We start from the raw sequence: 25573 nt of genomic DNA on the forward strand, positions 1-25573 counted from the left end.
CCCCATTCCCCTCACCGGAGGTCTGCCATGCCGCGTCCGAGCCCGGTCGGTGCCGAGTACCACGCGCTGCTCGCCCGGCACGAAGCGATGCGGCTGCGCCGGCAGCTGCTCTCCCCGGGGCAGTCCCCGGGCACGCCGGCCGGCCACAACCCCACAGCCGGCAACCGCGACGGCTCCTACGACGGAGCGGCCGATCAGCGCGTCATCACCGAACACCTCGCGCTGGTCACCCCGTTCGGGGAGCTCATCACGCACCTCTACGACGCCATGTTCGAGCGCTGGCCCTCGCTGCGCTCGCTGTTCCCCGAGTCGATGGAGTTCCAGCGCGCCCATCTCGCCAAGGTCTTCTGGTACTTGGTGGAGAACCTGCACCGCCCGCAGGACGTCGCCGAGCAGTTCTTCCGGCTCGGCCGCGACCACCGCAAGCTGGGGGTGCGGCCCGCGCACTACAGGGCGTTCGAGGCCGCGCTCCGCGAGGCGCTGCGGCGCACGGCGGGCGAGCGCTGGAGCGCGGAGGCGGAGGAGGCGTGGATCCGGATGCTGCGCTTCGCCGTCGCCGCGATGGTGCGGGGCGCGGACGCGGCCGTCGGCGAACCCGCCTCCTGGCAGGCCACGGTGACCTCCCACGAGCTGCGCCGCCCCGACCTCGCGGTGCTGCGCGTCCGGGCACACGAGCCGTATCCGTGGCGGGCGGGCCAGTACGCGGCCGTCGAGTCCCCGCGACTGCCGCAGGCATGGCGCCAGTACACGATCGCACGCGCTCCCCGGCCCGGCGGCGAGCTGGAGTTCCACGTGCGGCGGACCGGCAGCGGCGGGGTCAGTGAGGCCCTGGTGGCGCACACCCGGGCCGGGGACACCCTGCGGCTGGGGCCCGCCCAGGGCACCACCACCCTCGACGACGACCTCACCCGCGACGTGCTGCTGGTCTGCGGCGGCACGGGCTGGGCCACCGGCAAGGCGCTCCTGGACGAGCTCGCCGCGCGCCGTACGCCCGTCCGGTCCGTCCTCCTGATCCTGGCCGCGCGCGGCGCCGAGGAGCTGTACGACGCCGACTGGGCGGCCTCGTTGGAGCGGCGCAGGCCGTGGCTGCGGGTGGTCCCCGTGCTCGGTACGGGCGAGTCCGGCGCACTGGCCGACGCCCTGGCCCGGCACGGGGACCTCTCCGGGCACCAGGCCCTCGTCAGCGGCCCGCCCGGCATGGTCACCGCCGTCGTGTCGCGGCTGACCTCGCTGCACGCGCTGCCCGTCGACCGGCTGCGGCACGACCCGCTCCCGGACACGCTCTCCCCGACGGCCCACCGGGCGGCGGCCTTCGAGGAGGCGCGGCAGTGAGGGAGCGGACGCCACGTCATGTGATCGTCATCGGGGGCGGGATCGCGGGACTCAGCGCCGCGCACCGGCTCACGGGCGCGGGCGCCCGCGTCACGCTCGTGGAGTCCGCCGAACGGCTCGGCGGCAAGCTGTGGACCGGTGAACTCGCTGGCGTGCCCGTCGACTTCGGCGCGGACGCGTTACCCGGGCACCGTCCCGAGGCCGTGGACCTGGCCCGTGCCGTGGGGCTCGGCGACCGGCTGCGGCCTCCCTCCGGTGCGACCCCCTTACTGTGGTCGCACCGGCCCCAGGGCCTGACCGGCGGCACCGGCGCGCTGGCCGACGCGGTCGGTGACGCCGTCCGCGCGGCGGGCGCCCGGATCCTGCTGGGCTCCCCCGCGCTCGCCCTCTCCCGCGGCGTCTCCGGCTGGCAGGTGCGGCTGCCCACGCGCACCGTGACGGGCCACGCGGTGGTGATCGCGGCCCCCGCGTGGGTCGCGGCGACCCTGCTGTCCGCCGAAGCACCGGCGGCGGCCGCCGAGTTGTCGCAGGTCTCCTACACGTCGACGGCGCTGGTGACCATGGCGTTCCGCCGTGCCGACGTGGAGGGCCCGCACGGTTTCGCGGGCCGCTGCGGCTACCTCGTCCCGCCCGTCCCCGGCCGGGCCGTCACCGCCGCCGCCTTCCTCACCCGCACCTGGGGCTGGCTGGACGAGCGCGCCCCCGAACTGTTCCTGCTGCGCGCCACGATCGGCCGGCACGGCGAGGAGGACGCCCTCTATCTCGACGACCGGGACCTGACCGCCGCCACCCTGCGCGACCTGTCCGAGGCCGCGGGCCTCACCGCGCACCCCCTCGCCACCGAGGTCACCCGCTGGATCGGCGCCGTCCCCCGCCACGTCTCCGGCCACGCGGCCCGCATCACCCGGGTCCGCCGGGCCCTGGCGAAACTCCCGGGACTGCGGATCTGCGGCGCGGCGTACGAGGGGGCGGGCATCGCGGACTGCGTGGCCGGCGGGTGGCGGGCGGCGGAGGGGGTGCTGGGCGAACGGGGGTGATCGCGGGCGGCCCGCGCGGCGAGGGCCCGAGCGTGGGTGCCGCGCGGGCGCGACCGCCCCCCAGAGGGGGACCCCCGGACGCACCCGCAGCCGACGTACCGGACCGCCGGCGCAGCCCACGTGCCGGACCGCCGGCGGAGCGCTCAGCCCCGGCCCGCGCCCTTCGGCCACACGACGTCGACGGGAATGCCCCGGGCACGGGCGTACGCCACCAAGTGGGCTGTCGCGTCACGGCCGTTGCTGGGAGAGCCGTCCCACACGGCGAGCACCCGCCGGCTGGAGGCGATGATGCCCTCGTCGGCGGTCACGCAGGCGTCACGGTCGCCGGGATCGCAGGTCAGCAGGTGCACGTGCTCGGCCATCACGAGCAGTTCCCTGGTCGCCGTCCGTTCCCGCGCCGAGAGCGGCGCGGGCACCACGCCCTGCGCGGGCAGCACCACGACCAGCCGCCGCCGGGCGCGCCGTACGGCCCGTCCGAAGACGACCGGCAGCCCCGCCCCGGCCCGTACCAGCCCGGCGGCCCCGTCGCCGCCGGCCCGCCGCAGCCGCGCGGACAGTTCGTCCTCCAGCAGCCCGGCCGTCGCGGGGTTCAGGTCCGCGTGCCCTATACCGACGATCACCGTACGTTCCCGTCCCCCAGCCCGTTCCTTGCCGTCACGGGGCCGGCCGCCGGGTGAGGGCGGCAGCCGGCCCGGAACGGAAGTGAACACGGAGGTGATCTCCCGGCGGCAGGGGCCGAACGGCCCCGGCCCCGGTACCGAACGGCCCTGGCGGCCAACGCCGTTCGGGGCGTGTACTGACCGCACGCGCGACCGCCGCCCGGAACGGCGGCGCGAACGGCGCACCACGTACGGACAGGGAACCGGAGGCCATGGTGAACGACGGAGCCGTGGCGGCGAACCGGTCAGGCCCGGCAGCGCACCGGGATCCCTGCCGCCCGCCGGCGACCGCCCCCGGCCCGGAACCGGCCGCCGGCCCGCGCCGCATGGTCCCGCTGGACCGCGCCGAAGCCCTGCGCCTCGTCGGCAGCGTCGCCCTGGGCCGGATCGTCTTCACCCGGCACGCGCTGCCGGCGATCCGCCCCGTCAACCACGTCCTCGACGACGGCGCCGTCATCATCCGCACGCACGAGGGCGCGGCCCTCGTCCCGGCCGTCGAGCAGGCCGGCGCCCCGGGAGTCGTCGTCGCCTACGAGGCGGACGTCATCGACCCCGTCACCCGCCTCGGCTGGAGCGTCGTGATCACCGGCTACGCGGAACTGATCACCGACCCCGGGGAACTCGCCCGCTGCCGGGCCCTGCTCCAGCCATGGGTCGACCAGCGCATGGACTACGCGGTACGGGTCCGCCCGGACCTGGTCACCGGTTTCCGGCTGACGGACCCGGAGGAACAGGAGGAACAGGCGGATTGACGCCCGTACGGGGACCGACCCCCGGCACGGGTCAGCTCCGGCCCGGCTCTCCGTGCAGGACCTTCGCCACGAACTCGTCGAGATTGCCGAGCATCCGCTCGACCCGCTCCTCGGCCGTCAGCCGCTCCTCGTACCGGGCGGCCAGCTGCGACGTCTTCTTCCCCCGCGCATACAGCGAGCACGCGAGATCGGCGCACACATATGTCCCCACGGTGTTCCCCTGCCGCCCGGCGGCCCCGGCCCGCCGGGCCGCGAACAGCGTCACGCCCGATCCCGGGTGACCCGTCATGCACAGCATGCACACCGTGGTCTTGGTGAAGCTCCGGCGGATGTTCTGCGGTACGCGCAGGGTGATGCCTGTCAGGCCGTCGTCGCGCGGCACCACGACATACCCCCGGTCGGGCGCGCCCGGATCCCGCCACCCAAGGAAGTCCAAGTGCTCCCAAGGGAGTTCGGCCAGCCCGGCGGGCAGGCTGATGCGGCTCGCCTCGCCCTTGGAACAGTTGACGAAGGAGGCGCGGATCTCTTTTTCGGCGATCGGTTGCATGATCAAGGAAGCTAACAGGGGGGCGGGGCGGGCGTCGCGGGATTTTTCCGGCTGCCGGCCCCACGCGGCGTATCGTGGGCGGTTGTCGATCAGCCTCGTCCGGGGAGCGCATCGTGGGCCTCGACCGCGAACGACGCAGCAGACACGAGCAGTTGACCGAGCTGGTCATCGAACAGGTCGTCAGCGTGCGCACCGGGACCGCGTTCGGATCCGGCTTCCTGGTGTCCGGGGACACCCTGCTGACCTGTGCCCACGTCGTACGCGGCCACGAGCGCGTGACGGTCACGGTCCACGGGCAGGTGGTCGAGGCCGAGGTCGTCCGGTCGGTGCCCGCCGAGCGGGACGACGCGTTCCACGGGTTCCCGGATCTCGCGGAAGTCCGTCTGTCCCGTCCCCTCCCCGGCATCGGTGTATGGCTCGCGACCCGGCAGCCCCTGCACGGAAGCGAAGTGAGCTCCCACGGGTTCACCGAGGGCGTCCTGGAGACCGGTATCCAGGCGGACACCCTGCGGATGACCGTGGCCGGGGCCAACGGCCGGTACGTCCGGCTCCAGGGGGACCAGATGGTCGAGGGCTTCAGCGGGGCCCCGGTGCTGGACCTCGGCACGGGCCGGGTGTGCGGCGTCCTCAAGGCGAGCCGCAGTCCGGAGGCCGTGCTCGGCGGCTGGATGATCCCGGTCGAGGCCGTACGCTCCCACTTCCCCGAACTGGTGGCCCGCAACGAGCGGGCCCACCGGCCGGGCACCCCATGGCGCGACGCCGCCACGGGGAGCCCGCTGCGCCGCGACAGGCTCTTCGGCCGGTACGGTTCCGCGCGCCCGCGTACGTCCCGTGCCGCCGCGACACCGCCGTCCGTACCGGCGTCCCGCCTCCTCACCCACGGCACGCTGCCCTTCGTGGAGCGCCCGGAGCTGGGGGAGCTGCTCGACTGGTGCGACGAGGAACCCGACGTCCTGCTGCGCCTGTTGCATGCTCCCGGCGGTGCCGGGAAGACCACTCTGGCCGCCGAGCTGTGCCGCAGTCTCAACGACGAACGGGGCTGGATCGCCGGATTCGCCGCCAAGGGGGCTCCGGGGCAGCCGCAGTGGCTGCGTGAACTCACCGAAGCCCTGGAAGCCGGGCTCCCGGTGCTCGTCGTCTTCGACTACGCGCAGGCCCGCCTGGCCGACATCTGCGCGCTCCTGGACCACGTCTACCTCGACGGCCCCGACGGGATGCGGCTGCGGGTGCTGCTGCTGGCGCGCTCGGACGAACCCCTGTGGCAGGCGCTGCGGAACCGGCTGTCGGAGGACTGGGCACTGGCCGGTGCACGCGTGGTCCCTCTCGCCGGCACCATGACCGGTCCGGACGGAGTCCCTCTCGCGCCGTGGGCCTTCGGGAAGTTCGCCGAGTTGCTCCGCTGTCGCGCACTGGAGGCTCCCGCGAGTCTCAACGAACGTGCGAGCAAGGAGGATTCAGTGTTGGGCGTCCTCGCGCTGGCCCTGGACGCCGTTCTCACCCGGCTCCAGGGAGGGACATGGCCGGAGGACGCGGACCCTCTGGAGCGGATCTGCGGCCACGAGACCCGCGGCTGGCACGATCTGCTGGCCGCGCGGATCCCGGCGGCGGCCGCCCTCTCCGGGGACAGCGGCCGTGACCTGGCGGAACTCCTGCTGCTCGTCCCCACGTTGGCTCCCGGCCGCTCCGGTGCCGAGCTCGTCGCGGCGCTGGAACGGGTCTTCGCCGCGGTCCTCCCCGGGCAGCGGCAGCCCGACATGTGGGCCGTCCACACCTGTCTGCGGATGCTCTATCCCACCGGAGACGGCCGGGTGGCCCCGCTGGAACCCGACCGGATCGGCGAGATCCTCACCCGCCGGGTGCTGTGGGCGCTGGGGGACCCGGGACGTGCCGGAGCCTGCCTCTCGGCGCTGCTCGACGAAGGCGGCCCGATCGAGGAGGCCCGGATCGCGGCGGCCGCGGAAACCCTCGAAGTGCTCGCCAGGGCACGCGGATGCACCAGTGTGGGCCGCATCGACGACCATCCCGCGCACACGGTCCTCGACACGGCACTCCAGCAGGCGTCGACGGACCGGCCCGAGCTCCTGCTGCCCGCTCTCGTGGACACCGGCGGCGTCCTGCCCTACGCCCGACCACTCACCGATGTCCTGCTTCCCGCCCTGGAAACCTGCGGACCCGAGCTGCTCGCCACGATCGAGAAGCGGCTGCCCGGCCACCCCTCCAGCCTCTCCCCCGCAGCGGCCGTGGTGCTCCGACGGCTGCTGCGGGCGTCCGGCACCGCGGCGTCCGAGGAGGAACTGCTGGCAAGGCTGCACCGCCTCGGGGGCTACAGTCTCCGCCTCGCCGACTGCGGCCGCGCGTCCTCCGCGCTCGACGCCGCCCACGAGGCCGTCGCGCTCAGCCGCGATCTCGTGCGACGGTACGGGCGTCACGTGGCCGAGCACGCGAAAGCGCTCCACAACATGAGCCTGCTGCTGCGCGGCGAGGGCCGCGTCGGCGCCGCACTGGAACTCAGCCGGTCGGCGGTCGTCCACTACGAACAGTTGCTGGCGCGGGCCCCGGAGCAGGATCCGGCGCGGCAGCGGTGTCTGCTGGACACCTCCTCCGCCCTGAGCACGCTCGCCCTCCTGGAGCTGGCCGACGACCAAGTGGACGCGGCGGCCCAGCACGCGGCTCGTGCCGTGCTGTTGTGCGAGAGGGCGCGGCCCGGAGCCCAGCGTGACGACACCCTGCTGACGTGCCTCGAAACGCTCACGAGGGGCCGGCAGCGGACAGGGCTGGCCGAGGAGGCCGTGGTCTCGGGGGCGGAAGCCGTCGCGCTGCTGGAGGAACTGGCCGAACGGCAGCCCGGACGGTATCTGGCGCGGCTGCCGACCACCCTGGACCTGCACGCGGAGGGACTGCTCAGGACGGGTCGCGACCGGGAGGCCTACCTCGCGTTGCGGAGGGCGGCACACCATCGCATACCACTCCTGGCCGGACAGCCGGAACAGCTAGGAGCACAACGGAATACCCTGTGCATATTGGCCAGACTCAGCTCGGAACAGGGCGAGTTCGCCCATGAGCGCGCCAGCTGGCTGGAACAGCTCGCACCCCTACGGGATCCTGAGGGCTGAGGAACCGGGACCGGGCCCGGACCTCGCCGTTCTCCTCGCCGTTCTCACCGGGAGCAGTATGCACACAGGCCCTGAAGCCCCCCGCACGCCCGCACCGATCCTGCGCCGCCAGGCCGTCGAGGTCTTCGGCAATCGCTTCGGCACGCTGTACAACGACGAGATCGTCTCGCCGGACGGACTCCCGGGCCGCTATCTGCGGTGGGAGTGGTCGCACAGCGGGGTGGTGGTCGTACCGACAGGTCCCGACGGCATCGCGCTGGTGCCCACGTACCGCTATCCGGTCGGTGCGGTGTCCCTGGAATTCCCCCGGGGCGGATGCGAGCCCGGCGAGGCTCCCGAGGAGGCGGCCGCGCGAGAACTCCGGGAGGAGACCGGCCTCATGGCCTCCTCCGTACAGGTCGTCGGAATGCTGCACGCGGAAACCGGCCTGATCGGAACGGCGGTGCACGTGTGCCGGGCCGTGGTGTCCCCCGAGCGGAGCCGGACCGCCCGCCCGGAGGAGATGGAGTCGGTGGGCGACCCCGTGTGGGCGTCGCCACGCGAGATCCTGATCTGGCTGCGGCGGGGCCGGATCACCTGTGGTGTCACCCTCGCCGCGTTCGCCTTCGTGATGGACGACCGCGACGCCTCGACGGCCGGGTGCGGCGGCCCTAGAGAGTGACCAGGCGGTCGAACGGATCGAGTTCGCGTGCCGGCCGCCGCGTGACCGCACCGGCCTCGCGCGGCGCGTCCTCGGCCCGGGGGCCCAGCACGTGGAACGACAGCCCCCGCCCCCGGCCGTCCGCCGACGGCTGCGTCTCCAGTCCGGCGCCCAGCTGCCCGGTCACCGTGTCCTCGTCCAGGCCGAAGCGCATCAGCCGCCTCTCCCCCTGAAGATGCGCCCAGGCCCTGCCGCCCGCGGGACGAAAGGTGCGTTCGAACGTCTCCAGCATCCAGACGCTGAACTCCTCGGCGGCACTGTCCAGTTCACCGGTATCCGGTGGCATCCCTCTGCGCACGAGGGCGAGTTGCCGGACCAGGGAGTTGCGTGCCGGCTGTGCGACCGCTTCCAGCAGCACCTCCACGGGCAGCTGCGAGAGCAGAACGCTGTCGAGCACGACAGCGGGCAGCCCGGCCCGTTCGAGTACCCGACGGGTCCTGCCGGCCGGAATCCTGTCGGGCTCGTCGCGCGGGGCGGCCAGGCCACACCCCAGGACACCGGGCAGGGCCTGCCGGTAGGACTCGCCCGCCCACTCGTCCACCGCCCCCCACACCAGGATCTCCGCCGGGCCGGCCTCATGACCACTGATCCAGTCCCGTAACGCCTTGTACCCGAGAGCGTCCTGTTCGGCCGACCACTGCCGGACGGACTCCAGAACGGCCCGTTCGGCTCCCTCGGCCCGGCGCAGCCCCGCATCGACGCGATCCAGCAGCCCCGACGTGAACGCGGCCGTCACCGCGCCCGGGTCGTAGACCGTGACATGGCCGGCCGTGAGCCCGTCCAGCCACTCCACGTAGTCACGGCTCGGAACGTTGTCGACGCGCTGCTGCTCGTGCTGCTCCCGGATCGCCCGCAGGCCGGGGCCCGCCCGGAGGGCCACCCGCATCCGCCCGTCCCGCAGCAGCGGGGCGAGATCCGGGAGCGGTGAGGTGCCGGCGGGCCACTCCACGCGCCGCGCCTCCTCCGTACACACCAGCGCCCGGAAGAAAGGGTTGTTGAGACTCTGCGAGTCCCCGATCAGCAGGGAATCCGCGAAGAGCACATGGAGCAACAGCCGCGCCCTCAGGTCCGCCACCCGGTGGATCGGTGCCGAGGAGTGCGGATCCACATCGGAAAGGTAGATCGTCTCCGCGTCCGCCGCCCGGCTTTCTCGGTTCATGGGCCAACCCCCTTCGGAGGCAGTACGGTTCGTGACCGGAGCCAGAAGGTAGCGCGTCGGTTCCGCGCAAGACAGCAGAACGGGAAATTCCACGCTCTGCCTCGGCCGCGCACACCACGGAGGAGCGGAATGTCGGAAATCATCAGGGCGGAGACACCCGACGGCAGGACCTTCTGGGTACGCGTCGAGGGATCCGCCGGCCCGAGGGACATCTCCGCGGGTGACATCAAGAAGCGGCTGGAAGACCTCTCGGAGACCCTGGAAACGGTCGTCGGTCACGTGCGTTCGGGGTTACGGAGATCGTCACCGGACGAGGTGACACTCGAATTCGGAATCGAACTCGCGGTGAAGTCCGGTGCCTTGGTGAGCGTAGTGACAGGAGCCAGCGGGAAGGGCACGCTCAAGGTGGCGGCCACCTGGAAGAAGGATGGAGAGTCCAGCATTTCACTCGGAGAGGATGCGGATTCTCCCGAGAAACCGGTTTCCGGACTGTGAGACGGGGCTGCCCGGGTCCCGTTCAGGAAAGGGACCCGGGCAGACGGCGGGCGTCTTCAGTCGTTCTCGTCGAAGAGGTCCTCGGCCTCGGAGACGGTGTGAACGCGGTCGATCCAACGCTGCAGCGTTTCCAGGTCCTGACAGTCGAGGATGCGCTCCCGCGTCCGGGCCAGCGTCGGGACTTCCCGGTTCTCCAGCACGCGCAGCAGCATCTCGGCGCAGGTCCTGGCCTCGGCGTCACGGGCCTCGGCCCGGGCCTCACGAGCCGCGGCATGGGCTGCCCGGACCTCGGCCTCGACCTCGGCCTTGCCCTCGATCCTGCCCTGGGCCAAGCCCTTGGCCAAGCCCTGGGCCAAACCCACCTCCAGGCCTTCGGCCTTCCCTTCGAGGAACGTCTCCTCGATGAGCGTGCCACGGCCGGGAAAGAACGTGCGCGGCATCAGCTTCCTCCAGATGTCTCTGGCCGGGGTCTTCCCCAGGCCGATCTCCAGCAGTTCCGCGTGGTACGAGACCGCCTCGGGTCCCGCGGCCTTGAAAGCGGTCGACAGTGCCTCCAGTATCACCTCACAGCTGCGGCTTCGACCATGTGTCATGGCCGAGAATGTTGCCAGGGTGAAGTCCTCGGCGGCCTTCGACGGGTCCTGGATCACGGGGACGTTCCCCGGGCCGAGGACCAGAGGATGGACGGTGAGCGCGGTCCACCCCTCCCGCCCGAGGTGGAAGGGCCCCGCCGCCCACTTCGCCGTCGCCTCGTCCTGGCAGACCACGAGGAGAAGCGCCGGCCGATCGTACTTCGCCTTCAAGAAGGACAAGTAGTACGCCCAACTGACCGCCTTGCCCTCGTCCCGACGGCCCTGGGCCTCGATCGCCACGAGGAAACCACCGCCCTGCCCCTCCGGGGGCTCGATACGGAGCACCGTGTCCACCCGCCGCTCCAGCGGACGGATCTCCGTGGCGTCGGGGGTGAGGACGTCCACCTCCATCTTCTCCGGCAGCGGCACGTCCAGGATCCGGAACACGGGCGCGAGTAACTCCGGACGTTCCTGGAAGATCCGGTGTGCCGCTTCGTGGTGCGCTGTGACCATGAGGTGACGCTAGGGCCACGGGCCGCTGTCACGCACGCCGCGATCACTCGTCCGAACGGCAGCGACCTGATCGCCTTGCCCCACGCTCAACAGCCTTGTATATAAGCCTGATTGCCAAGCCTGGCTGCCAGGCCTGATGGCCGCCTACTGCCCCACCCTCCCGTCGATCCGCTCCCGCAACAGATCCGCGTGCCCATTGTGCCGCGCATACTCCTCCACCATGTGCACCAGCAACTCCCGCAGGGAAATGGCCTCTTCGAGGGAGTCATCCCCGTGCCCCACGACGTCCAGATCCGGCGCCTCGGCGACGAAGCGGTCCGCGAACGCGACTTCCTCGCGCCAGAGGCGCCACGCCTCCTCCACCACCTCCGGATCGGCCACCGCCCCGTCGAAGTCCCCGTCCGGATCGGACGCGGTGCGGAACAGCGGCGGCGCGTCCGATCCGGCCATCCGCCGCCGGAACCAGCCGCGTTCGACCTCCGCCATGTGACGGACCAGGCCGAGAAGGGACATCGTGGAGGGCTCCACGGCGCGGCGGGCGAGGGCGGCCGCGTCGAGGCCGGAGCACTTGATTTCCAGGGTGGCGCGCTGGCAGCGGAGGAATTCGGTGAGTGTGGCGCGCTCGTCGCCGAGGCGGGGCCCGCCCTCGCGGGGGTCGTCCTCGAAGGGGAGGAACATGTCGGCTCGCCTGCGCGGGGTGCCTGCTTGACCGCTCATACGGCCATCATCAGCCACCCGCGCGGCGAGCCGCCACGCATTTCACGCCCCGGCCCGCCCCACTACAACGTGCCGACCGCGCCCAGGAATTCCAGCAGCGCCGCGTTGACCTCGTCCGGGCGTTCCTGCTGCGTCCAGTGGCCGCATCCGGGCAGCATCACACTGCGGTGCAGTTTCGGCAGCACGGTGCCGAGGGCGGGCAGCAGTTGGTCCATGCCGCGGAAGGAGACGACCATGTCGCGGTCCCCGGCGACGTACAGGGCGGGCACGTCGATGCGGCGGCCCTGGAAGACGGCGAGGAGTTCGCTGTCGCGGTCGATGTTGCGGTACCAGTTCAGGGGGCCGGTGAAGGCGCGGTCGCCGTGGTGGGCGTACTCCTGGACGAAGGCGTCGATGTCCTCGGCCGTGAGCCACCGCGGCAGCTCCGGCGGTTCGGGGATCGTGTCCAGGAGCGTCGCGCCCTCGGGGATCACCCAGGGGCGGGGGCGCTCCGTCGCCGGGTTGTCCCCGGAACCGCTGTACAGGACGCGGCGGAACGTCGAGGCGGGGTCGCGCGCCAACTCGGCGTCGGCGACGCCCGGTTGCTGGAAGTAGATCTGGTAGAAGCCGTCGCCGTAGTGCTCGCGCGCGACGGAGGTCGGGGACAGGGGTACGGGCGGAACGCTCAGCCCGGCGACGGCCCGCACCACGTCCGGGCGGAGCAGGGCCGAGGTCCAGGCGACGGGCGCGCCCCAGTCGTGGCCGACGACGACGGCCCGTTCCTCGCCGAGCGCGTGGATCAGGCCGATGACGTCGCCGGTCAGGTGCAGCAGGGTGTACGCGCCGACGTCGTCCGGCGCCGTGCTGCGGGCGTACCCGCGCTGGTCGGGGGCCACCACCCGGTATCCGGCGGCGGCCAGCGGCGCGAACTGGTGCCGCCAGGAGTACCAGCACTCGGGGAAGCCGTGCAGCAGCAGGACCAGTGGTCCCTCGCCCTGCGAGGCGATGTGCAGCCTGACTCCGTTGACCTCGACTTCGCTGTGCTCGATCGCTGCGGTGCTGCCGGTCACGGGCCTCTCCCCTCGTACGGACGTCGTGTCGAGGTGAGTCTACGGGTGTTCGCCCCGGGGGCCTCAGATCCCGTCCCCCGCCCCCAGCCGCCTCACCCCCGCCACATGCCCGTCCAACTCCCCCGGTTCGAAGCGGCACATGCCCACGACGTGCCAGAACTCGCCCGCGATGTCGCCGTCGTACTTGTAGCCGCCGGACGGGGTGAGGACCGCCCAGCCGCCGGGCACGCCGAGGAGGGTGGCGCGTACGGAGGGGGTGCCCTCCGTGGGTACGTTCCACAGGCGGACCGTGCCGTCCGCTCCGCCGCTGGCCAGGAGTGAGCCGTCGGGGCTGAAGGCGAGGGCGAGGATGCGGCCGGTGTGGCCGGGGAGTTGGCCGGCTTCGGTGCCGGTGAGGGGGTTCCACAGGCGGACGGTGCGGTCGTCGCCGGCTGTGGCGAGCAGCGGGCGGTGCGGGTGGGCGGCCGCTGTCCACAGCCGGCCGGTGTGGCCGCGCAGCCGGTGGACGGGGGTGCCGTCGCGCCAGACGATGGCCTGGCTGTCCCAGGAGGCGCTGGCGAGCCAGTCGTCGCCGGGGCCGTACACCACCGCGTACACGCGGTCGTCGTGGCCGTCGAGGCGTGCGGCGAGGCGGCTGTCCGCGAGGTTCCACAGGCGGACGTAGCGGTCGTCGCAGCCGGTGGCCAGGGCGGAGCCGTCGGTGCGGAAGGCTATCGAGCGGACGCGGCCGCGGTGTTCGGCGAGGGTGGTGACGTGGGCGCCGGTGCTGCGGTACCACAGGCGGACGGTGTCGTCGTCGTTGGCGGTGGCCAGGACCGTACCGTCGGCGCTGAACGCCTCGGCCCACACGTGGTCGGTCTCGGCGTCGAGTTCGCGCTGGTACTCGCCGGTGAGGGTGTCCCACAGGTAGACGTCGCCGTCGCTGCTGGAGGTGGCCAGTACGGGGCCGCCGGGGGTGAACACGGCGGAGACCAGGCGGTCGTTGCGGCCGGTGAACTCGCGTACGCGGCGGCCGGTCGCGGGCTCCCACAGACGGACGACCCCGTCGTTGCCGCAGGCGGCGAGGTGGCCGCCGTCGGAGCTGAAGGCCAGGCCGGTGACCTTGCGGCCGTGGCCGCGCAGGATGCGGCGGCCCTGCCCGGTGGCGGCGTCCCACAGGCGGACGGCGCCCTCGTTGCCGACGGACACCAGCAGCGGGCCGGCCTCCGTACCGGCGGTGCCGCCGGGGCGGAACCGGCAGGCCCACACGGACCCTTGGTGGTCGGCGGGCTGCCGGCCGAGCGGGGTGGCGCTCCAGCCGTCGGTGGTGCGGCCCACCCGCCACAGCCGGACCACGCCGTCGCTGTCCCCGATGGCCAGCAGGCCGCCGTCGGGCGAGAAGACGACCTGGTAGACGGCGCCGCCGTCGGTGCGCAGCGGTGCTCCGACCGGCCGGCCGGTCAGCGGGTCCCACAGCCGGACCCCGCCGGCGGTGTCGCCGCTGACGAGGAGTTCGCCGCTGGGGTGGAAGTCGAGGGTGTACACGCGGCCGGTGTGGCCGGTGAGTTCGTGCCGCAGCCGGCGGCCGTCGACGCTCCAGACGCGGACGGTGCCCCGGTTGTCCTCGCCGCGGTCGCCGGTGGCCAGCAGGGTGCCGTCGGGGCTGAAGCGGGCGCGGTAGGCGGCGCCGTGGTGGCCCGCGAACTCGCCGAGGAAGCGGCCGGTTCCGGTGTCCCACAGCCGTACGGCCGCGTCGGCGTCGCCGGTGACCAGGAGCGTGCCGTCGGCGCTGAAGACGGCGGTGTAGACGGGGGCGCGGTGGCCGGAGAGGCGGTGGAGGGCGGTGCCGGTGGCCGGGTCCCAGAGGGTGACGGTGCCCTCGGCGTCGCCGGTGGCGAGGCGGCCGCCGGTGTCGTCGAGGGAGACGGGCCACACGCCGTCGGGGTGGATCTCCAGGGTGTGGCGGCAGGTGCCGGCGACGGGGTCCCACAGGCGGACGAAGCCGTCGGCGCCGCCGGTGGCGAGCACGTTGTGGCGGAACTTGACGGCGTAGACGCGCTCGGTGTGGCCCTGGAGGGTGCGCAGGGCGGTGCCGGTGCCGGCGTCGCAGACGAGGACGCCGCCGTCCTCGGCGCCGAGGGCGAGGAGGGAGCCGTCGGGGCTGTAGGAGACGGGTTCGGGGAGGCGGCCGGTGCGGATACCGAAGCCGTAGGGGACGCCGACGGCGGCGGGCCGGAATCCGGCCTCGACGCCCATGCCGGGGGCGACGGCGGCGGTGCTCAGTTCCGGGGCCTGGAGGGTGGCCGGTTCGGCGGAGGCGTTGATGAGGGCGGCCTGGTGCCAGCGGCTGCCGGTGACCTCGACTCCGGGCAGGGTGGTGCGGATGAGGCGGGCGCCGCGCAGATCGGCGTCGGTGAGGTCGGCGTCGGTGAGGTCGGCGTCGTCGAGGCGGGCGCCGGTGAGGCGGGCGCCGCGCAGCACGGCCCCGGCGAGGCCGGCGCCGACGAGGCTGGCCTCGGTGAGGTCGGCGCCGGAGAGGTCGACGCCGGAGAAGTCGCGGTAGGAGAGGTCCTCGCCGGCGAGGAGGGCGCCGCGCAGATCGGTGTGGGCGGGCACCCGCAGCCGGTTGAGGATCTTGACGGCGTTGGCGCGGGCGGTCTCGGCGCCCTGGCCGGCGTCGCTGTCGGCGAGGGCGCGTTCGGCCCACTCCTGGCAGGCGTGGTGGTCGGCGAGGTCGCAGAGGAACTCGACGGCGAGCTGGCTGAGGTGGCGGCGGGCGAGGAGGGCGGTCCCGTCGGTCCCGCCGCGGCCGAGGCGGTCGGCGGCCTCGCGGGCGATGAGCCATTCGACGACGGAGCCGTGGATGAACTGGAAGAGTCCGTCGTCGGTGCGCATGAGGAGGCTGCCGGCGCCGACGGCGTGCGCGGCCTGCGGTACGGACAGGCGGCTGTCGGCGAGTTCGGTCAAGGTCTCGGCGACGTCGGTGAGTTCGTCGAGGCGCAGGGCGCTCTCGCCGCTCTCCCACAGCCGCAGGGCCAGGGTGGTGACGGCGTGCCAGAGCTGGCGCAGGCTGAGTCCGGGGGCGCTGCCGGGGCCGCCGCGGCCGCGCTGTTCCTCGAACTGCAGCCAGGCGGTGAAGACTTCCTCGTACAGTCCGGCGGGGCTCAGGGCGCGTCCGGCGCCGGCGACGGCGCGCAGCCGTTCGTGGTCGACGTCGGCGACGAAGCTGAGCAGGCGGGGGTTGCGGCAGAGGGTGAGCAGGTCGGGGATGCCCTCCAGCAGGCGCAGCCGGCGGTCGGCGGCGGGCCGGTCGCCGTAGCGGGCCACGAGGTAGCGGTGGATCTGGGCGGGGGTGAACTCCTGGAGGGCGAGGAGGCGGCGCTGCGGGAGGAGTCCGACGCGCTGGCCGAGGGCGGTGAGCACCTGGGCCTGGGAGCGGAAGTGCTGGGTGCGGCTGGTGACGACGATCTTGGCGTTGTCGACGGCGGCGTCGAGGAGGACTTGCAGGTGGTCGGCGGCGCGGTCGTAGCTGACCTGGTTGACGAGTTCGTCGAAGCCGTCGAAGAGCAGGACGATGCGGCCCTGGCGGAGCATGTAGCGGAAGGCGCGCAGGTCGATGCTGTCGACGCCGTGGCCGGCGAGGTAGGCGGCGACGAGTCCGTCGAGGGTGTGGGCCTTGTCGAGGGTGCTGAGCTGGATGAGCAGCGGGGAGAGGTGGGGCAGTTCGGCGGGGATGCGGCGGGCGAGTTCGCGCAGGGCGAAGGTCTTGCCGTGGCCGAACTCGCCGAGGAGCAGCACGAATCGTCCGTGGTCGGCCTCCAGGAGGTCGAGGAGGGCCTCGACGAGTCCGTCGCGTTCGACCGTGCCGGGGCGTTCGAGTTCGCGGTAGCGCTGGGGGAGGTAGAGGCCAGGCGGGTACTGGGCGTCGGTGCTGAGGCGTTCGGTCTGGGAGGCGACGTGGTCGCGCAGGTCGAGCAGGCCCTGGAATTCGGTGAAGCTGCGGACGCGCAGGCCGCGGCGGCGGGCGCGCTCGCGCAGGGCGCGTGGGGGCGGCGGGCCCTCGTGGACGTACTCGGCGTCGGTCTCGGTGCCGGCGGCGTAGAGGTGGTCGAGGAAGCGGTCGATGTCCTCGGCCTGGGGGGTGCCGGTGCACACGGCGATGCGCTGCTGGCGGACGAAGCCGGCCTCGGTCCAGGTGGCGAGCAGGCCGGGGATCTCACCGGGGAGGCGGCGCAGGTGGACGCCTTCGTGGCGGATACGGCAGACCTCGGCGACGCGGGTGATGAGCCCGTCGAGGGGGCCGGCCAGGGCGCGTCCGGTCTCGGTGTCGGAGTCCGGCCTGCCTTGGGTGTCGGGGTCCAGGGCGTCGGGCGGGAGGGGCGCGGGCTCCTCGGCGCCGGTGCCCGGCAGGGACTGGGGGGCGGCGAACACGCGGCCGCTGTCGCGCCATTCGGTGGCGTAGTGCCAGGGGGCGGGGCCGGGGCGTTCGGGCCAGCGGACGAGGCCGTCGCGGGTGATCTGGAGCAGCTGGTGGCGGGCGGGGGCGGCGGCGCCGAGGACGGGCAGGCTGCCGGAGGCGAGCGGCACCAGGGCGGCGGTGGGGGCGGCCGCGGTGGCGCGGGGGTCGCCGGCGGGGCCGTGGAGGAGCAGGTGGAGGCGGGGGGCGGTGAGGCGGGCGAGGACGTCGGTGTCGCGCAGGGCGGTGGCCGCGGCGCGGGCGGCGGTGCCGGGCGGGCGGGGGTCGCGGGCGGGGGTACGGGCCGGGGCGGGCGCGGCGTCCCGCTCGAGCCTGCCCTGGGTGTCGGGCCGGTGGCGCAGGGCGCCGAGCCGCAGCCAGCCGTCCGCCTCGTACGGGCGCAGGGCCTGCGCGAACCAGGCGGCCTGTTCGGGGCCGAGCAGGCCGTACTGGTCGTCGGGGCGGTGGCTGTGGGCCATCGAGGAGTTCAGTCCGGCGACGACGGTGCGCAGGGCGGGGACCGGGAAGAGGGTCCAGGGCTGGTCGCTGTCGAAGACGGCGTCGAGGCCCTGGTAGAGCTCGTGGAACAGGCGGGCGTAGTGGCGCCACTTGGGCCAGTAGGGCGGGCGGGGCTGCATCTCGTCGGCTTCGCAGGTGGCGAAGTAGGCGCGGCTGGCCGCCTGGTTGACGTCCTGGCCGCCGGGGACGACGGCGAGCCGGTCGGCGGCCAGGCCGAGTCTGGCGCGCAGTCCGGTGAGGAAGGTCAGGGCCTGGTCGCACTCGCGGGGGCTGCCGGAGGCGGTGAGGTCGCCGGTGACGACGATCAGGTCGGGGGCGGGGGCGCCGGCGTCGGCGAGTTCGACGAGGTCGCCCCAGACGGCGGCCTGGAGTGCGGCGGGGTCGGCGCCGCGGCCGAAGCCGGGGCCCGCCAGGTGCAGTACGGACACGGAGGCGCGGGTGCGGGCGGTGGCGTCGGCGTGGGGGTCGCCGGGGGCGGTGGCGGGCCGGCGGCGGCCGGCCCAGCCGGGGCTGCCGGGGCGGGGTTCGGCCCGGGGGTGCGGATTGTCGGCGGGTGCCGGGTTCGCGGGGGCCGGGTTCGCGGGGGCGGGGGCGCCGGGGAAGCCCGGGTGTCCGGCCGGGCGGGCGCGGCCGGCGAGGGCCTGGCCGATGCGGGTGAGCAGCATCTCCCGGGCGGTCGCGGCCTCTTGGACGCCGACGAGGTCGACGTAGGTGATGGTGGCGAGCAGTCCCTCGACGGGGATGTCCTCGACGCGCACGGTGATCAGCCGGCGTTCGGGGGCGTCGGGGTCGGCGCGCAGGGCGGCCTGCCACTCCATGCGCCCGTAGCGGGAGCGCTCGTAGTGGTGGGAGAGGACGGCGATCACGGCGACGGACCTGCTGACGCCGTGGTCCATGAAGTCGACGAAGTTGGTGCCCGGGACGAAGTCCCAGGCCTGGAGCACGGTGCGGTAGCCGGCTTCCTCCAGGGTCCAGGCGATCCAGGACGCCCAGTGCTCGTCCGCGGGTGAGTAGCTGATGAAGAAGTCCAACGGCCGCTTTTCCTCGGCGAGTTCCCGGAGTTCGACCATGGGATCCATCGTACGGACCGGCTCGTTCGTGGTCACCGTATCGGGCGAAACGTGTGCGATCCTCTGTGCTGTGCGCGTCGTCGACCGAGTGCTGAAGCGTCTGCATGTGCTGGACTGGCTGGCCGTGGGGGTGCTCACCTGCGGTCTGTTGTTCCTGGCGACCGGGCTGCTGCCGCCCGCGCCCGCGCGGGAGGCGATGGAGCGGATCGCTCCGCTGCTGGCCTTCCTGGGCACGGTGATCGTGCTGGCCGAACTCACCAGCAGGGCAGAGGTGTTCGATGTGGTGGCGTCGGCGGTGGCGCGGGCGGGGCGGGGCCGCTACGGGGTGCTGTTCGTGCTGTGTGTGCTGTTCGCGTCGGTGACGACGATCGCGCTGAACCTGGACACGACGGCGGTGCTGCTGACGCCGGTCATGCTGGCGCTCGCGTCGCGGGTGGGGATCGCGGCGGTGCCGCTGGCGATGACGACGGTGTGGCTGGCCAATACGGCGAGTCTGCTGCTGCCGGTGTCGAATCTGACGAACCTGCTGGCGGCGGACCGGGTGGCGCTCTCCCCGGCGGGGCTGGCGGCGCGGATGTGGATACCGCAACTGGCCGCGGTGGCGGTGACGATGGGGTGTCTGTGGCTGTTCTACTGGCGGCGGGGCAGACGCGGCGCGCGGAGCTATCGTCCGCCGGAGCCGCACCGTCCGCCGGACCGGGTGCTGTTCCGGGTGTGCGCGCTGGCGTGTGCGGGGTTCCTGCTGGTGATACTGCTCGCGGCGGTGCCGTTGTGGGTGGCGTCCGCGTCGGCGGCGGCGGTGGCGGTGGCGGCGTTCGCGGTGCGGCGCCGGTCGGTGCTGCGGCTGTCGCTGGTGCCGTGGCGGCTGCTGGTCCTGGTGCCGGGGTTGTTCCTGGTGGTGGAGACGGTCGATGTCAACGGGCTGCACGGTGCGCTCGCGGCGGCGGTGGGTACGGACGGCGGGGTGGCGGGGATGCTGCGCGCGGCGGGTGTCGGGGGCGCGCTGTCGAACGTACTGAACAATCTGCCCGTGTATCTGGCGGGTGAGGCGGCGGTCCCGGCGGGCAACCACGATCAGCTGCTGGCGCTGCTCGTCGGCACCAACGCGGGCCCGGTGATCACTCCTTGGGCCTCGCTGGCGACGCTGCTGTGGTTCGAGCGCTGTCACGCGCAGGGGGTTGCGGTGCCGGTCGGCCGGTTCGTGGGCACCGGCGCGGTGCTCGCGGCGGGAGCCGTGCTCGCGGCGTCGGCGGCGCTGGCCGCGACGCGCTGAGCCCGCGCCGGTGCTCTTGCGTGCCTGGTGGTTTCAGCCGACGCCGAGGACCGTACTGCCGCCCACCAGCTCCAGCAGGTACGGCATGTCCTGCGGGCGGCCGGCGACGAAGCTGCGGTCGGTGTCGGGTCCGGCGAGCCCGCAGCGGAACCGGCCGCCGTCCAGCGCCCGGATCTCCACCCCGGCCTCCCGGGCGAGCAGCGCGCCCGCCGGCAGGTCGATGGCCTCGGCGCGGTAGCCGACGAATCCGTCGATGTCGCCCCGGGCGAGCAGCGACCACGACAGCAGGGGCGCCCACAGCTGCAACAGCCGCCTGGCGCGCGCCTCCAGACACTCCTTCAGGGCGCGGGCCCGGGGGTCGTCGCGGGCCACCCCGTAGCCCTGCGTCCACGCGAGCAGCGGCCCGGCGGAGGGCACCCGGTGCCCGTTGACGCGCAGCCGCCCGGCGGGGCCGTAGGCGCCGCCGCCGCCGATCGCGCTCCAGGTCCGGTCGGTGACGGGGTCGTGGACGACACCGACCACGGGCAGGTCGCCGACGCACAGCGCGATGCCGACGACGTAGGTGGCCAGGCCGATGACAACGTTGTTGCTGCCGTCGAGCGGGTCCACCAGCCAGGTGCGCCGCACCGGTCCGGCGGCGCCGGGGAGGCCGCCGGACTCCTCGGCGAGGATCGCGTCGCGCGGGAAGGCCTCGTGGATGCGCCGCACGATGAGGTTTTCGGCCAGGACGTCCAAGTCCGTGACCACGTCGCCGCGTTCACCCTTGGCCCGTACGTCGTACTCGCCCTGGAAGCGCGAGCGCAGCAGCGCCCCCGCTTCGCGCGCGGCGGCGACGGCGAGCCGGTGTTCGGCGCGGAACGGCGTCGCGGGCAGGGCCGGTCCGTGCGCGTCATCGGTGGTGAGGAGCATCGATCCTCCTGAGGACAGTGGAGGCGGTCCGGGCGGACTGTGCGACGTCGCACGTCTGTCGTACCACCCGGTGCCCCACCCCATCCACCGGTCCCAGGGAAAGGTCCCGGCGCCCCGGGCGCACCCGGCCGAGCAGCAGGGTCGCGGAGGCGCTCCCCCCGGGCAGAACGGTGGTGTGGAACTCGCCCGCCGGCAGGGAGTAGATCTCCCCCGTGACACTGGCCTGTTCAGGACCGTTCTCGCTGCGCACCAGGCGCGCGGTCGGCCGGATCTCGTCCACGCCGGAGGGGCTGCTCGCGACCTCGTACACGCGGTGCGTGGGACGTTCGCGCTCGTCCAGCACACGAACAGGCAGATTGATGACCCGCCCGTACAGCACACAGCTGATCAGGTCCCAGCTGTGCGAGTGGACGGGCGAGGTCGTGAGCGGCGCCGGGGCGGCGTCGCCGGGGCCGCCGAAGACGTGCACGCACACCCCGGAGTCGCCCTCGCGCTGGACGGGGAAGCACAGAAAGCCGAGCGGGTGCCGCACGGCGCGCAACTCCCGCCGCCCCGCGGCGATCTCGGCGAGGGCCAGGGCGGCGGCGCGCAGCAGCGGCGCGGGGTCCCGGCCGCTGGTCGCGGCCCTTTCGAGTAATCGGTAGTCCACCGTGGCGGCCACCCTTCACCTCCGGTACGGGTTCTCCGCGTGCAGCGCCTTCTCCACGATCTCGCTCACGTCGCCGTCGGTGAGCGAGGCGGGCAGCGGCAGGTTGATGCTCTCGAAGAGCCGGTGGACCTCGTCGACGGTCGGTTCCTCGCTCAGCGGCTCGGCCCCCAACAGGCTGACGGCGACAGCCTGTTCGCGGTGCTGGTGGAGCTCGGTGACGTAGTAGTCGTACAGGGGGCGGTTCTTCTCCACCAGGAGGTTGACCCGCCGGGGGTCGTCCTGGGTGATGATCAGGTACTCGTCGGACAGGTCGAAGCGCAGGGTGGGCACGACCGAGGAGAGATGGACGTCGATCTCCAGGGTGTCCAGGCGCTGCCGGTGCCAGCACGCGGCGAGCACGGTCGCGTAGGACTCCTTGCGGGTGCGTTCGGCGCTCCACGGCTCGGGCGGGGGTGTGACGTCCAGGCGGCTGGCGAAGGTCTGGCGGAACCGCGCGTAGGCCGCGCAGGCCTGGTCGTCGGCCGGGTTGACGATGTCTATCTTGACGGTCAGGGACCGGCGCCTGCGGCGGGCCTCCTGGGCGCACACGGGCAGGGTCACCGCGCGCAGATAGGTGCCGGTGCCGCCCTTGAAGACCCAGCGGTCGGTGTGCTGCCGGGCGTGGTCCAGGGCGCGTTCGAGCTCGTCCCCGGAGAGGGAACGCACCATGGTCAGGTCCTCGATGGCCATCCGGGCCCCGGTGGTCGCCTCGTGGATGTCGGCCATGCGGCGCCGCCGCTCGGTGAGCGTGCCGTAGACGAGCGCGCCGAGCACCAGCAGGGTCGCGCCGGAGCCGATGCTCGGATCGAGATGGTGGTCGAAGATCTCCAGCAGGCCGATGATGAGCGCGGCGCCCATCGCGACGACCGCGTCGAGGTTTCTGACGGTCCAGGCGACGGCATTCTCGATCCGCCGCCCTGTCTGTACCGTTCCGCGCGCCATGGCGACACCCTTTCCCCCGGTTAACGGCCATGGTAGGAGCGGTGGTTGGCAAGGGGCCAGATCGCCGGGTTCCGCAGCGCCGCGATCCGGCCCGGGGGGCGCGCGAGCCGTGTTCAGCGGGGCGGGGCCGCGTCCGCGGCGCACACCCCGGCGAGCGCGCGCCGCAGTCCGCGCGCGTGGCCGGGGTCGAGGTCCAGGGCGTCGATGGCGGTCGCGCGGGCGCGGTCGCGCAGGCGCCCGCACTCGGGCTCGTCGAGGAGCTCCTCGGCGCGGCCGATCGCGGCGAGGAGCCGGGTGTCGATCGCGTCGACGCGCGCGTGGACCTCGGAGAGCTCGGGGGCGGTGGTGGGGGCTTCGTCCGGGAAGTGGTGCCAGTGGGCGTGCAGTTGCCGCTGCACGTACGTACCGGCCGCGATCTGGTCGCGGAAGATCCGCCGCACGGTCAGCGGGTCGATGTCGCGGCGGACGGCTGCTTCGTCCATGGCGTCGAGCACGTGCTGTTCACGGGCGGGGTCCACGACGGGCTGGGCGGAGAGCCACGTGGCGGCGGCGAGGTCGTCGGCGGCCCGCAGCCGTTCACCGGCGGCGAGGGCGAGAGCGGTGAGGAGTTGTTCCGGCGGGTCGGCCGCTGCCTGGGACTGCGCGGGGAGCGCCGAGGTCAGCACGGCGGCGACCGTGACGGCGGCCAGGGCCGGGACCCGGCCGCGCGGGCCGCGCCGTGACGGGCGGTGAGTACGCGCCATGTCCCGCCCCCTACCCGGCCGTTCCGGCCCGTGAACTCCCCTTTGCCGTCAGCCCGTAGCCGTACGGGAACAGCGGATCGTAGTGCCTGTCACCGACGTTGACCGGCTCCTGCGCCTCGCTGCGCGGCCAGCTCACCGGGAGCTTCCCTGTGAACGGCCGCTTGCCGAACAGCACGTCGGCGACGCCCTCGCCCTCGCCGCCGGGCAGCCAGGCCATGACGAACGCGGCCGCCTTGCCGAGTTCGTCGGTGACGATCTGCGGGCGCCCGGCGACGTCGAGGACCACGCAGGTGGGCACGGACCGGCACACGCGGTCGACGGTGGCCCGGTCGCGGGGGGAGAGGTTCAGGGTGCGGCCGTGGTTGCCGACGTCGCCCTCGCCCTCCGCGTACGGGCTCGTCTCGCCGACGACGACGATGCCGACGTCGTGGCCGCGTACCGGAGCGGAGGCGTCCGCGCTGTACGTCACGTGGCGCGCGGCGTGCCTGATGCCCCGCAGGATGCTCGTGCCGGGGAAGGTGTGCCCGGAGGCGCCCTGCCAGGTGACGGTCCAGCCGCCGCCCTGATTGCCCACGTCGTCGGCGTTGACCCCGGCGACGTACAGGCGCTGCGAGGGTTTCAGGGGCAGGGCGTGGCGGTCGTTCTTCAGCAGCACCTGGGACTCGGCGACGGCGCGGCGCGCGACCGCGCGGTGGGCCTGCGAGCCGATGGCGTGCGCGCCCCGGCGGTCGGTGAAGGGGTGCTCGAACAGGCCGAGTTCGAACTTGGCGCGCAGGATACGGCGCACGGCGTCGTCGACGCGTGTCAGGGGCACGCGTCCGGCCCGTACCTCCGCGATCAGGGTGCGCAGGAACCGGGCCGGGTGGTCGGCCTCCATGAACATGTCGATGCCGGCGTCGACGGCGGCACGGACCTGGTCCGGGTAGTCGCCGGGCAGTTCACCGATGGCCTCCCAGTCGCTGACGACCAGGCCCGTGAAGCCCATGCGGCCCTTGAGGGTGCCGGTGAGGAGTTCCCTGTTGGCGCTCATCCGCACCGGGGTGCCGTCACCGTGGTCGGTCCAGCGGACGCTGGAGTAGGACGGCATGACGCTGCCCACGTGGTGGCGGCGCACCGCGGGCCCGTAGGGGGCGAGGTCGACGCGCTCGAAGTGGCGGCGGTCGGTGACGGTGACGCCCTGGTCGATCGTGTAGCTCTTGGTGGTCGACGTGCCGTAGGTGGTGTCGCCGTCGCCGGCGAAGTGCTTCGCGGTGGCCAGGACGTGGTCGGGGCGGGCCCGGTCCTTCACGCTCGTGCCCTGGAGTCCGTCGATGACGGTCTCCATCGACTCGACGAGGCGCGGGTCCTCGCCGTAGCTCTCGTAGGTACGGCCCCAGCGGTCGTCACGGACCACGCACAGACACGGGGCGAAGACCCACTGGGGTCCACTGGCGCGGGTCTCGGCGGCGGTGATCCGGGCGGCCTCCCGGACGAGCGCGGGGTCGCGGGTGGCGCCCATGGCGATGTTGTGGGGGAAGACCGTGGCGCCGAGGACGTTGTTGTTGCCGTGCACGGAGTCGGTGCCGTAGAGCAGGGGGATCCGCAGCCGGGTGGCCAGGGCGCGTCGCTGGTAGGCGTCGACCATGTCGGCCCAGGCGGCCGGGGTGTTGGGGGAGGGCGCGGAGCCACCGCCGGACAGCAGCGCGCCGAGGCCGAGACGGGTGATACGGGCCCGGTCGCCGTCGACGGCCTCCCGGGACGCCTGCGTCATCTGCCCGGCCTTCTCCTCCAGCGTCATCCGGCCGAGCAGATCGGTGACGCGCTGCTCGACGGGCAGCCGGGCGTCGAGGTACGGGGCCGCCGGCGCGGGGCGGGCGGTGGAGGGCGTGGAGGGCTGGGCGAGGGCGGCGCCTGCGGCGAGCGTGACGCCTGCGGCGAGCAGGGCGGCGTACCGCCGCGTCCGGTGTCGGGTCTGATGGCCTCTCACATCCATGAGCGCACCATGTCGCTGGGGCAACGTCAAAGGGTGCGCTCCATCCGGGTGTGGCGTTTGCCCGCCCTCCTCCAGAGGGGGTGCCCCCAGCACCCGGAAAGAGGGGGCCTGGGGGCGCAGCCCCCAGTTTCGGGAAGGGGCGGGGTGGGGAACAAGCCCGCCGCAGGCGCTCACCCACCCGCACCCAGCGACGCGCCGGCACCCCCGGCCTCACCGCACCCGAGCCGCCGGTACCACGAGCGGCGTGCCCGTCTCCGGGTCGTCGATGACGCGGCACTTCAACTGGAAGACGTCCTCGACGAGTTCGGCCGTCACGATGTCCCCGGGCGCGCCCTCCGCCACGACGCGTCCGTCCCGCATCGCGATCAGGTGCGTCG

The 25573-nt window shown here is 73.5% G+C and carries 19 protein-coding genes and 1 pseudogene; 7 read left to right on the forward strand and 13 right to left on the reverse strand.

Going from position 1 to position 25573, the window contains the following annotated elements; translation table 11 throughout:
* The first annotated feature begins 27 nt into the window (after positions 1 to 27).
* Both ACFP1Z_RS27855 and ACFP1Z_RS27860 read left to right on the forward strand, forming a co-directional pair.
* The gene (locus ACFP1Z_RS27855; protein WP_390320414.1) at positions 28 to 1332 is read left to right on the forward strand and encodes a globin domain-containing protein; all 1305 of its coding nucleotides are present in this window, start codon (positions 28 to 30) and stop codon (positions 1330 to 1332) included.
* Positions 1329 to 2369, forward strand: coding sequence for a protoporphyrinogen/coproporphyrinogen oxidase (locus tag ACFP1Z_RS27860; protein WP_390320415.1), 1041 nt, complete (start codon positions 1329 to 1331; stop codon positions 2367 to 2369). The genes ACFP1Z_RS27855 and ACFP1Z_RS27860 overlap by 4 nt, the downstream gene beginning before the upstream one ends.
* A 143-nt stretch (positions 2370 to 2512) precedes the next feature.
* On the opposite strand, the gene ACFP1Z_RS27865 is transcribed toward ACFP1Z_RS27860, so the two are convergent.
* On the reverse strand, positions 2513 to 2989 hold the full coding sequence (locus tag ACFP1Z_RS27865; protein WP_390320416.1) for a hypothetical protein: 477 nt from the start codon (positions 2987 to 2989) through the stop codon (positions 2513 to 2515).
* A gap of 365 nt (positions 2990 to 3354) precedes the next feature.
* Between ACFP1Z_RS27865 and ACFP1Z_RS27870 the strand changes: the two genes are divergently transcribed.
* Positions 3355 to 3780 carry a pyridoxamine 5'-phosphate oxidase family protein gene (locus tag ACFP1Z_RS27870; RefSeq protein ID WP_390320433.1) on the forward strand — a complete coding sequence of 142 codons (426 nt, stop codon included), beginning with the start codon at positions 3355 to 3357 and terminating at the stop codon, positions 3778 to 3780.
* 31 nt (positions 3781 to 3811) lie between these two features.
* On the opposite strand, the gene ACFP1Z_RS27875 is transcribed toward ACFP1Z_RS27870, so the two are convergent.
* Positions 3812 to 4327, reverse strand: coding sequence for an FBP domain-containing protein (locus tag ACFP1Z_RS27875; RefSeq protein WP_390320417.1), 516 nt, complete (start codon positions 4325 to 4327; stop codon positions 3812 to 3814).
* Between the two features lie 113 nt (positions 4328 to 4440).
* Between ACFP1Z_RS27875 and ACFP1Z_RS27880 the strand changes: the two genes are divergently transcribed.
* Together ACFP1Z_RS27880 and ACFP1Z_RS27885 are read left to right on the forward strand one after the other, a co-directional pair.
* Positions 4441 to 7440, forward strand: a complete 3000-nt coding sequence (locus ACFP1Z_RS27880; protein WP_390320418.1) for a trypsin-like peptidase domain-containing protein — start codon at positions 4441 to 4443, stop codon at positions 7438 to 7440.
* 58 nt (positions 7441 to 7498) lie between these two features.
* On the forward strand, positions 7499 to 8101 hold the full coding sequence (locus tag ACFP1Z_RS27885; RefSeq protein ID WP_390320419.1) for an NUDIX domain-containing protein: 603 nt from the start codon (positions 7499 to 7501) through the stop codon (positions 8099 to 8101).
* Here the strand turns inward: ACFP1Z_RS27885 and ACFP1Z_RS27890 are convergent.
* Positions 8091 to 9299: a hypothetical protein gene (locus ACFP1Z_RS27890; protein WP_390320420.1), complete on the reverse strand. Its 1209-nt coding sequence runs from the start codon at positions 9297 to 9299 to the stop codon at positions 8091 to 8093. The two genes, ACFP1Z_RS27885 and ACFP1Z_RS27890, sit on opposite strands and share 11 nt — an antisense overlap.
* Before the next feature lie 129 nt (positions 9300 to 9428).
* On the opposite strand from ACFP1Z_RS27890, the gene ACFP1Z_RS27895 reads away from it, so the two are divergent.
* Entirely contained in the window at positions 9429 to 9794 is a 366-nt protein-coding gene (locus tag ACFP1Z_RS27895) for a CU044_2847 family protein (protein WP_390320421.1), read from the forward strand.
* Positions 9795 to 9850: 56 nt separating this feature from the next.
* On the opposite strand, the gene ACFP1Z_RS27900 is transcribed toward ACFP1Z_RS27895, so the two are convergent.
* From ACFP1Z_RS27900 to ACFP1Z_RS27915, 4 genes are all read right to left on the reverse strand, one after another.
* Positions 9851 to 10879, reverse strand: coding sequence for a hypothetical protein (locus ACFP1Z_RS27900; RefSeq protein WP_390320422.1), 1029 nt, complete (start codon positions 10877 to 10879; stop codon positions 9851 to 9853).
* A gap of 144 nt (positions 10880 to 11023) precedes the next feature.
* Positions 11024 to 11596, reverse strand: coding sequence for a DinB family protein (locus ACFP1Z_RS27905; RefSeq protein ID WP_390320423.1), 573 nt, complete (start codon positions 11594 to 11596; stop codon positions 11024 to 11026).
* 62 nt (positions 11597 to 11658) lie between these two features.
* Positions 11659 to 12645, reverse strand: coding sequence for an alpha/beta fold hydrolase (locus tag ACFP1Z_RS27910; RefSeq protein WP_390320424.1), 987 nt, complete (start codon positions 12643 to 12645; stop codon positions 11659 to 11661).
* A 63-nt stretch (positions 12646 to 12708) separates the two neighbouring features.
* Positions 12709 to 18669 (reverse strand): WD40 domain-containing protein, encoded by a 5961-nt coding sequence (locus ACFP1Z_RS27915; RefSeq protein ID WP_390320425.1) that lies wholly within the window; start codon positions 18667 to 18669, stop codon positions 12709 to 12711.
* A gap of 109 nt (positions 18670 to 18778) precedes the next feature.
* On the opposite strand from ACFP1Z_RS27915, the gene ACFP1Z_RS27920 reads away from it, so the two are divergent.
* Positions 18779 to 19942, forward strand: a complete 1164-nt coding sequence (locus ACFP1Z_RS27920) for an ArsB/NhaD family transporter (protein WP_390320434.1) — start codon at positions 18779 to 18781, stop codon at positions 19940 to 19942.
* Positions 19943 to 19975: 33 nt separating this feature from the next.
* Here ACFP1Z_RS27920 and ACFP1Z_RS27925 read toward each other — a convergent pair whose 3' ends face one another.
* From ACFP1Z_RS27925 to ACFP1Z_RS27950, 6 genes and pseudogenes are all read right to left on the reverse strand, one after another.
* Positions 19976 to 20851: an inositol monophosphatase family protein gene (locus tag ACFP1Z_RS27925; protein WP_390320426.1), complete on the reverse strand. Its 876-nt coding sequence runs from the start codon at positions 20849 to 20851 to the stop codon at positions 19976 to 19978.
* On the reverse strand, positions 20832 to 21512 hold the full coding sequence (locus ACFP1Z_RS27930; RefSeq protein ID WP_390320427.1) for a hypothetical protein: 681 nt from the start codon (positions 21510 to 21512) through the stop codon (positions 20832 to 20834). Before ACFP1Z_RS27930 ends, ACFP1Z_RS27925 begins: the two co-directional genes overlap by 20 nt.
* Positions 21513 to 21515: 3 nt before the next feature.
* Entirely contained in the window at positions 21516 to 22481 is a 966-nt protein-coding gene (locus ACFP1Z_RS27935) for a hypothetical protein (protein WP_390320428.1), read from the reverse strand.
* Between the two features lie 113 nt (positions 22482 to 22594).
* Complete coding sequence (gene aroQ / locus ACFP1Z_RS27940; protein WP_390320429.1) at positions 22595 to 23224, reverse strand: gamma subclass chorismate mutase AroQ; 630 nt, start codon at positions 23222 to 23224, stop codon at positions 22595 to 22597.
* 10 nt (positions 23225 to 23234) lie between these two features.
* Positions 23235 to 25196: a glycoside hydrolase family 3 protein gene (locus tag ACFP1Z_RS27945; protein WP_390320430.1), complete on the reverse strand. Its 1962-nt coding sequence runs from the start codon at positions 25194 to 25196 to the stop codon at positions 23235 to 23237.
* Between the two features lie 210 nt (positions 25197 to 25406).
* Positions 25407 to 25573 (reverse strand): annotated as a pseudogene (locus tag ACFP1Z_RS27950) (ABC transporter ATP-binding protein); the annotation flags it as partial.

This window comes from Streptomyces gamaensis (assembly GCF_042656465.1).
Taxonomy (GTDB): domain Bacteria; phylum Actinomycetota; class Actinomycetes; order Streptomycetales; family Streptomycetaceae; genus Streptomyces; species Streptomyces gamaensis.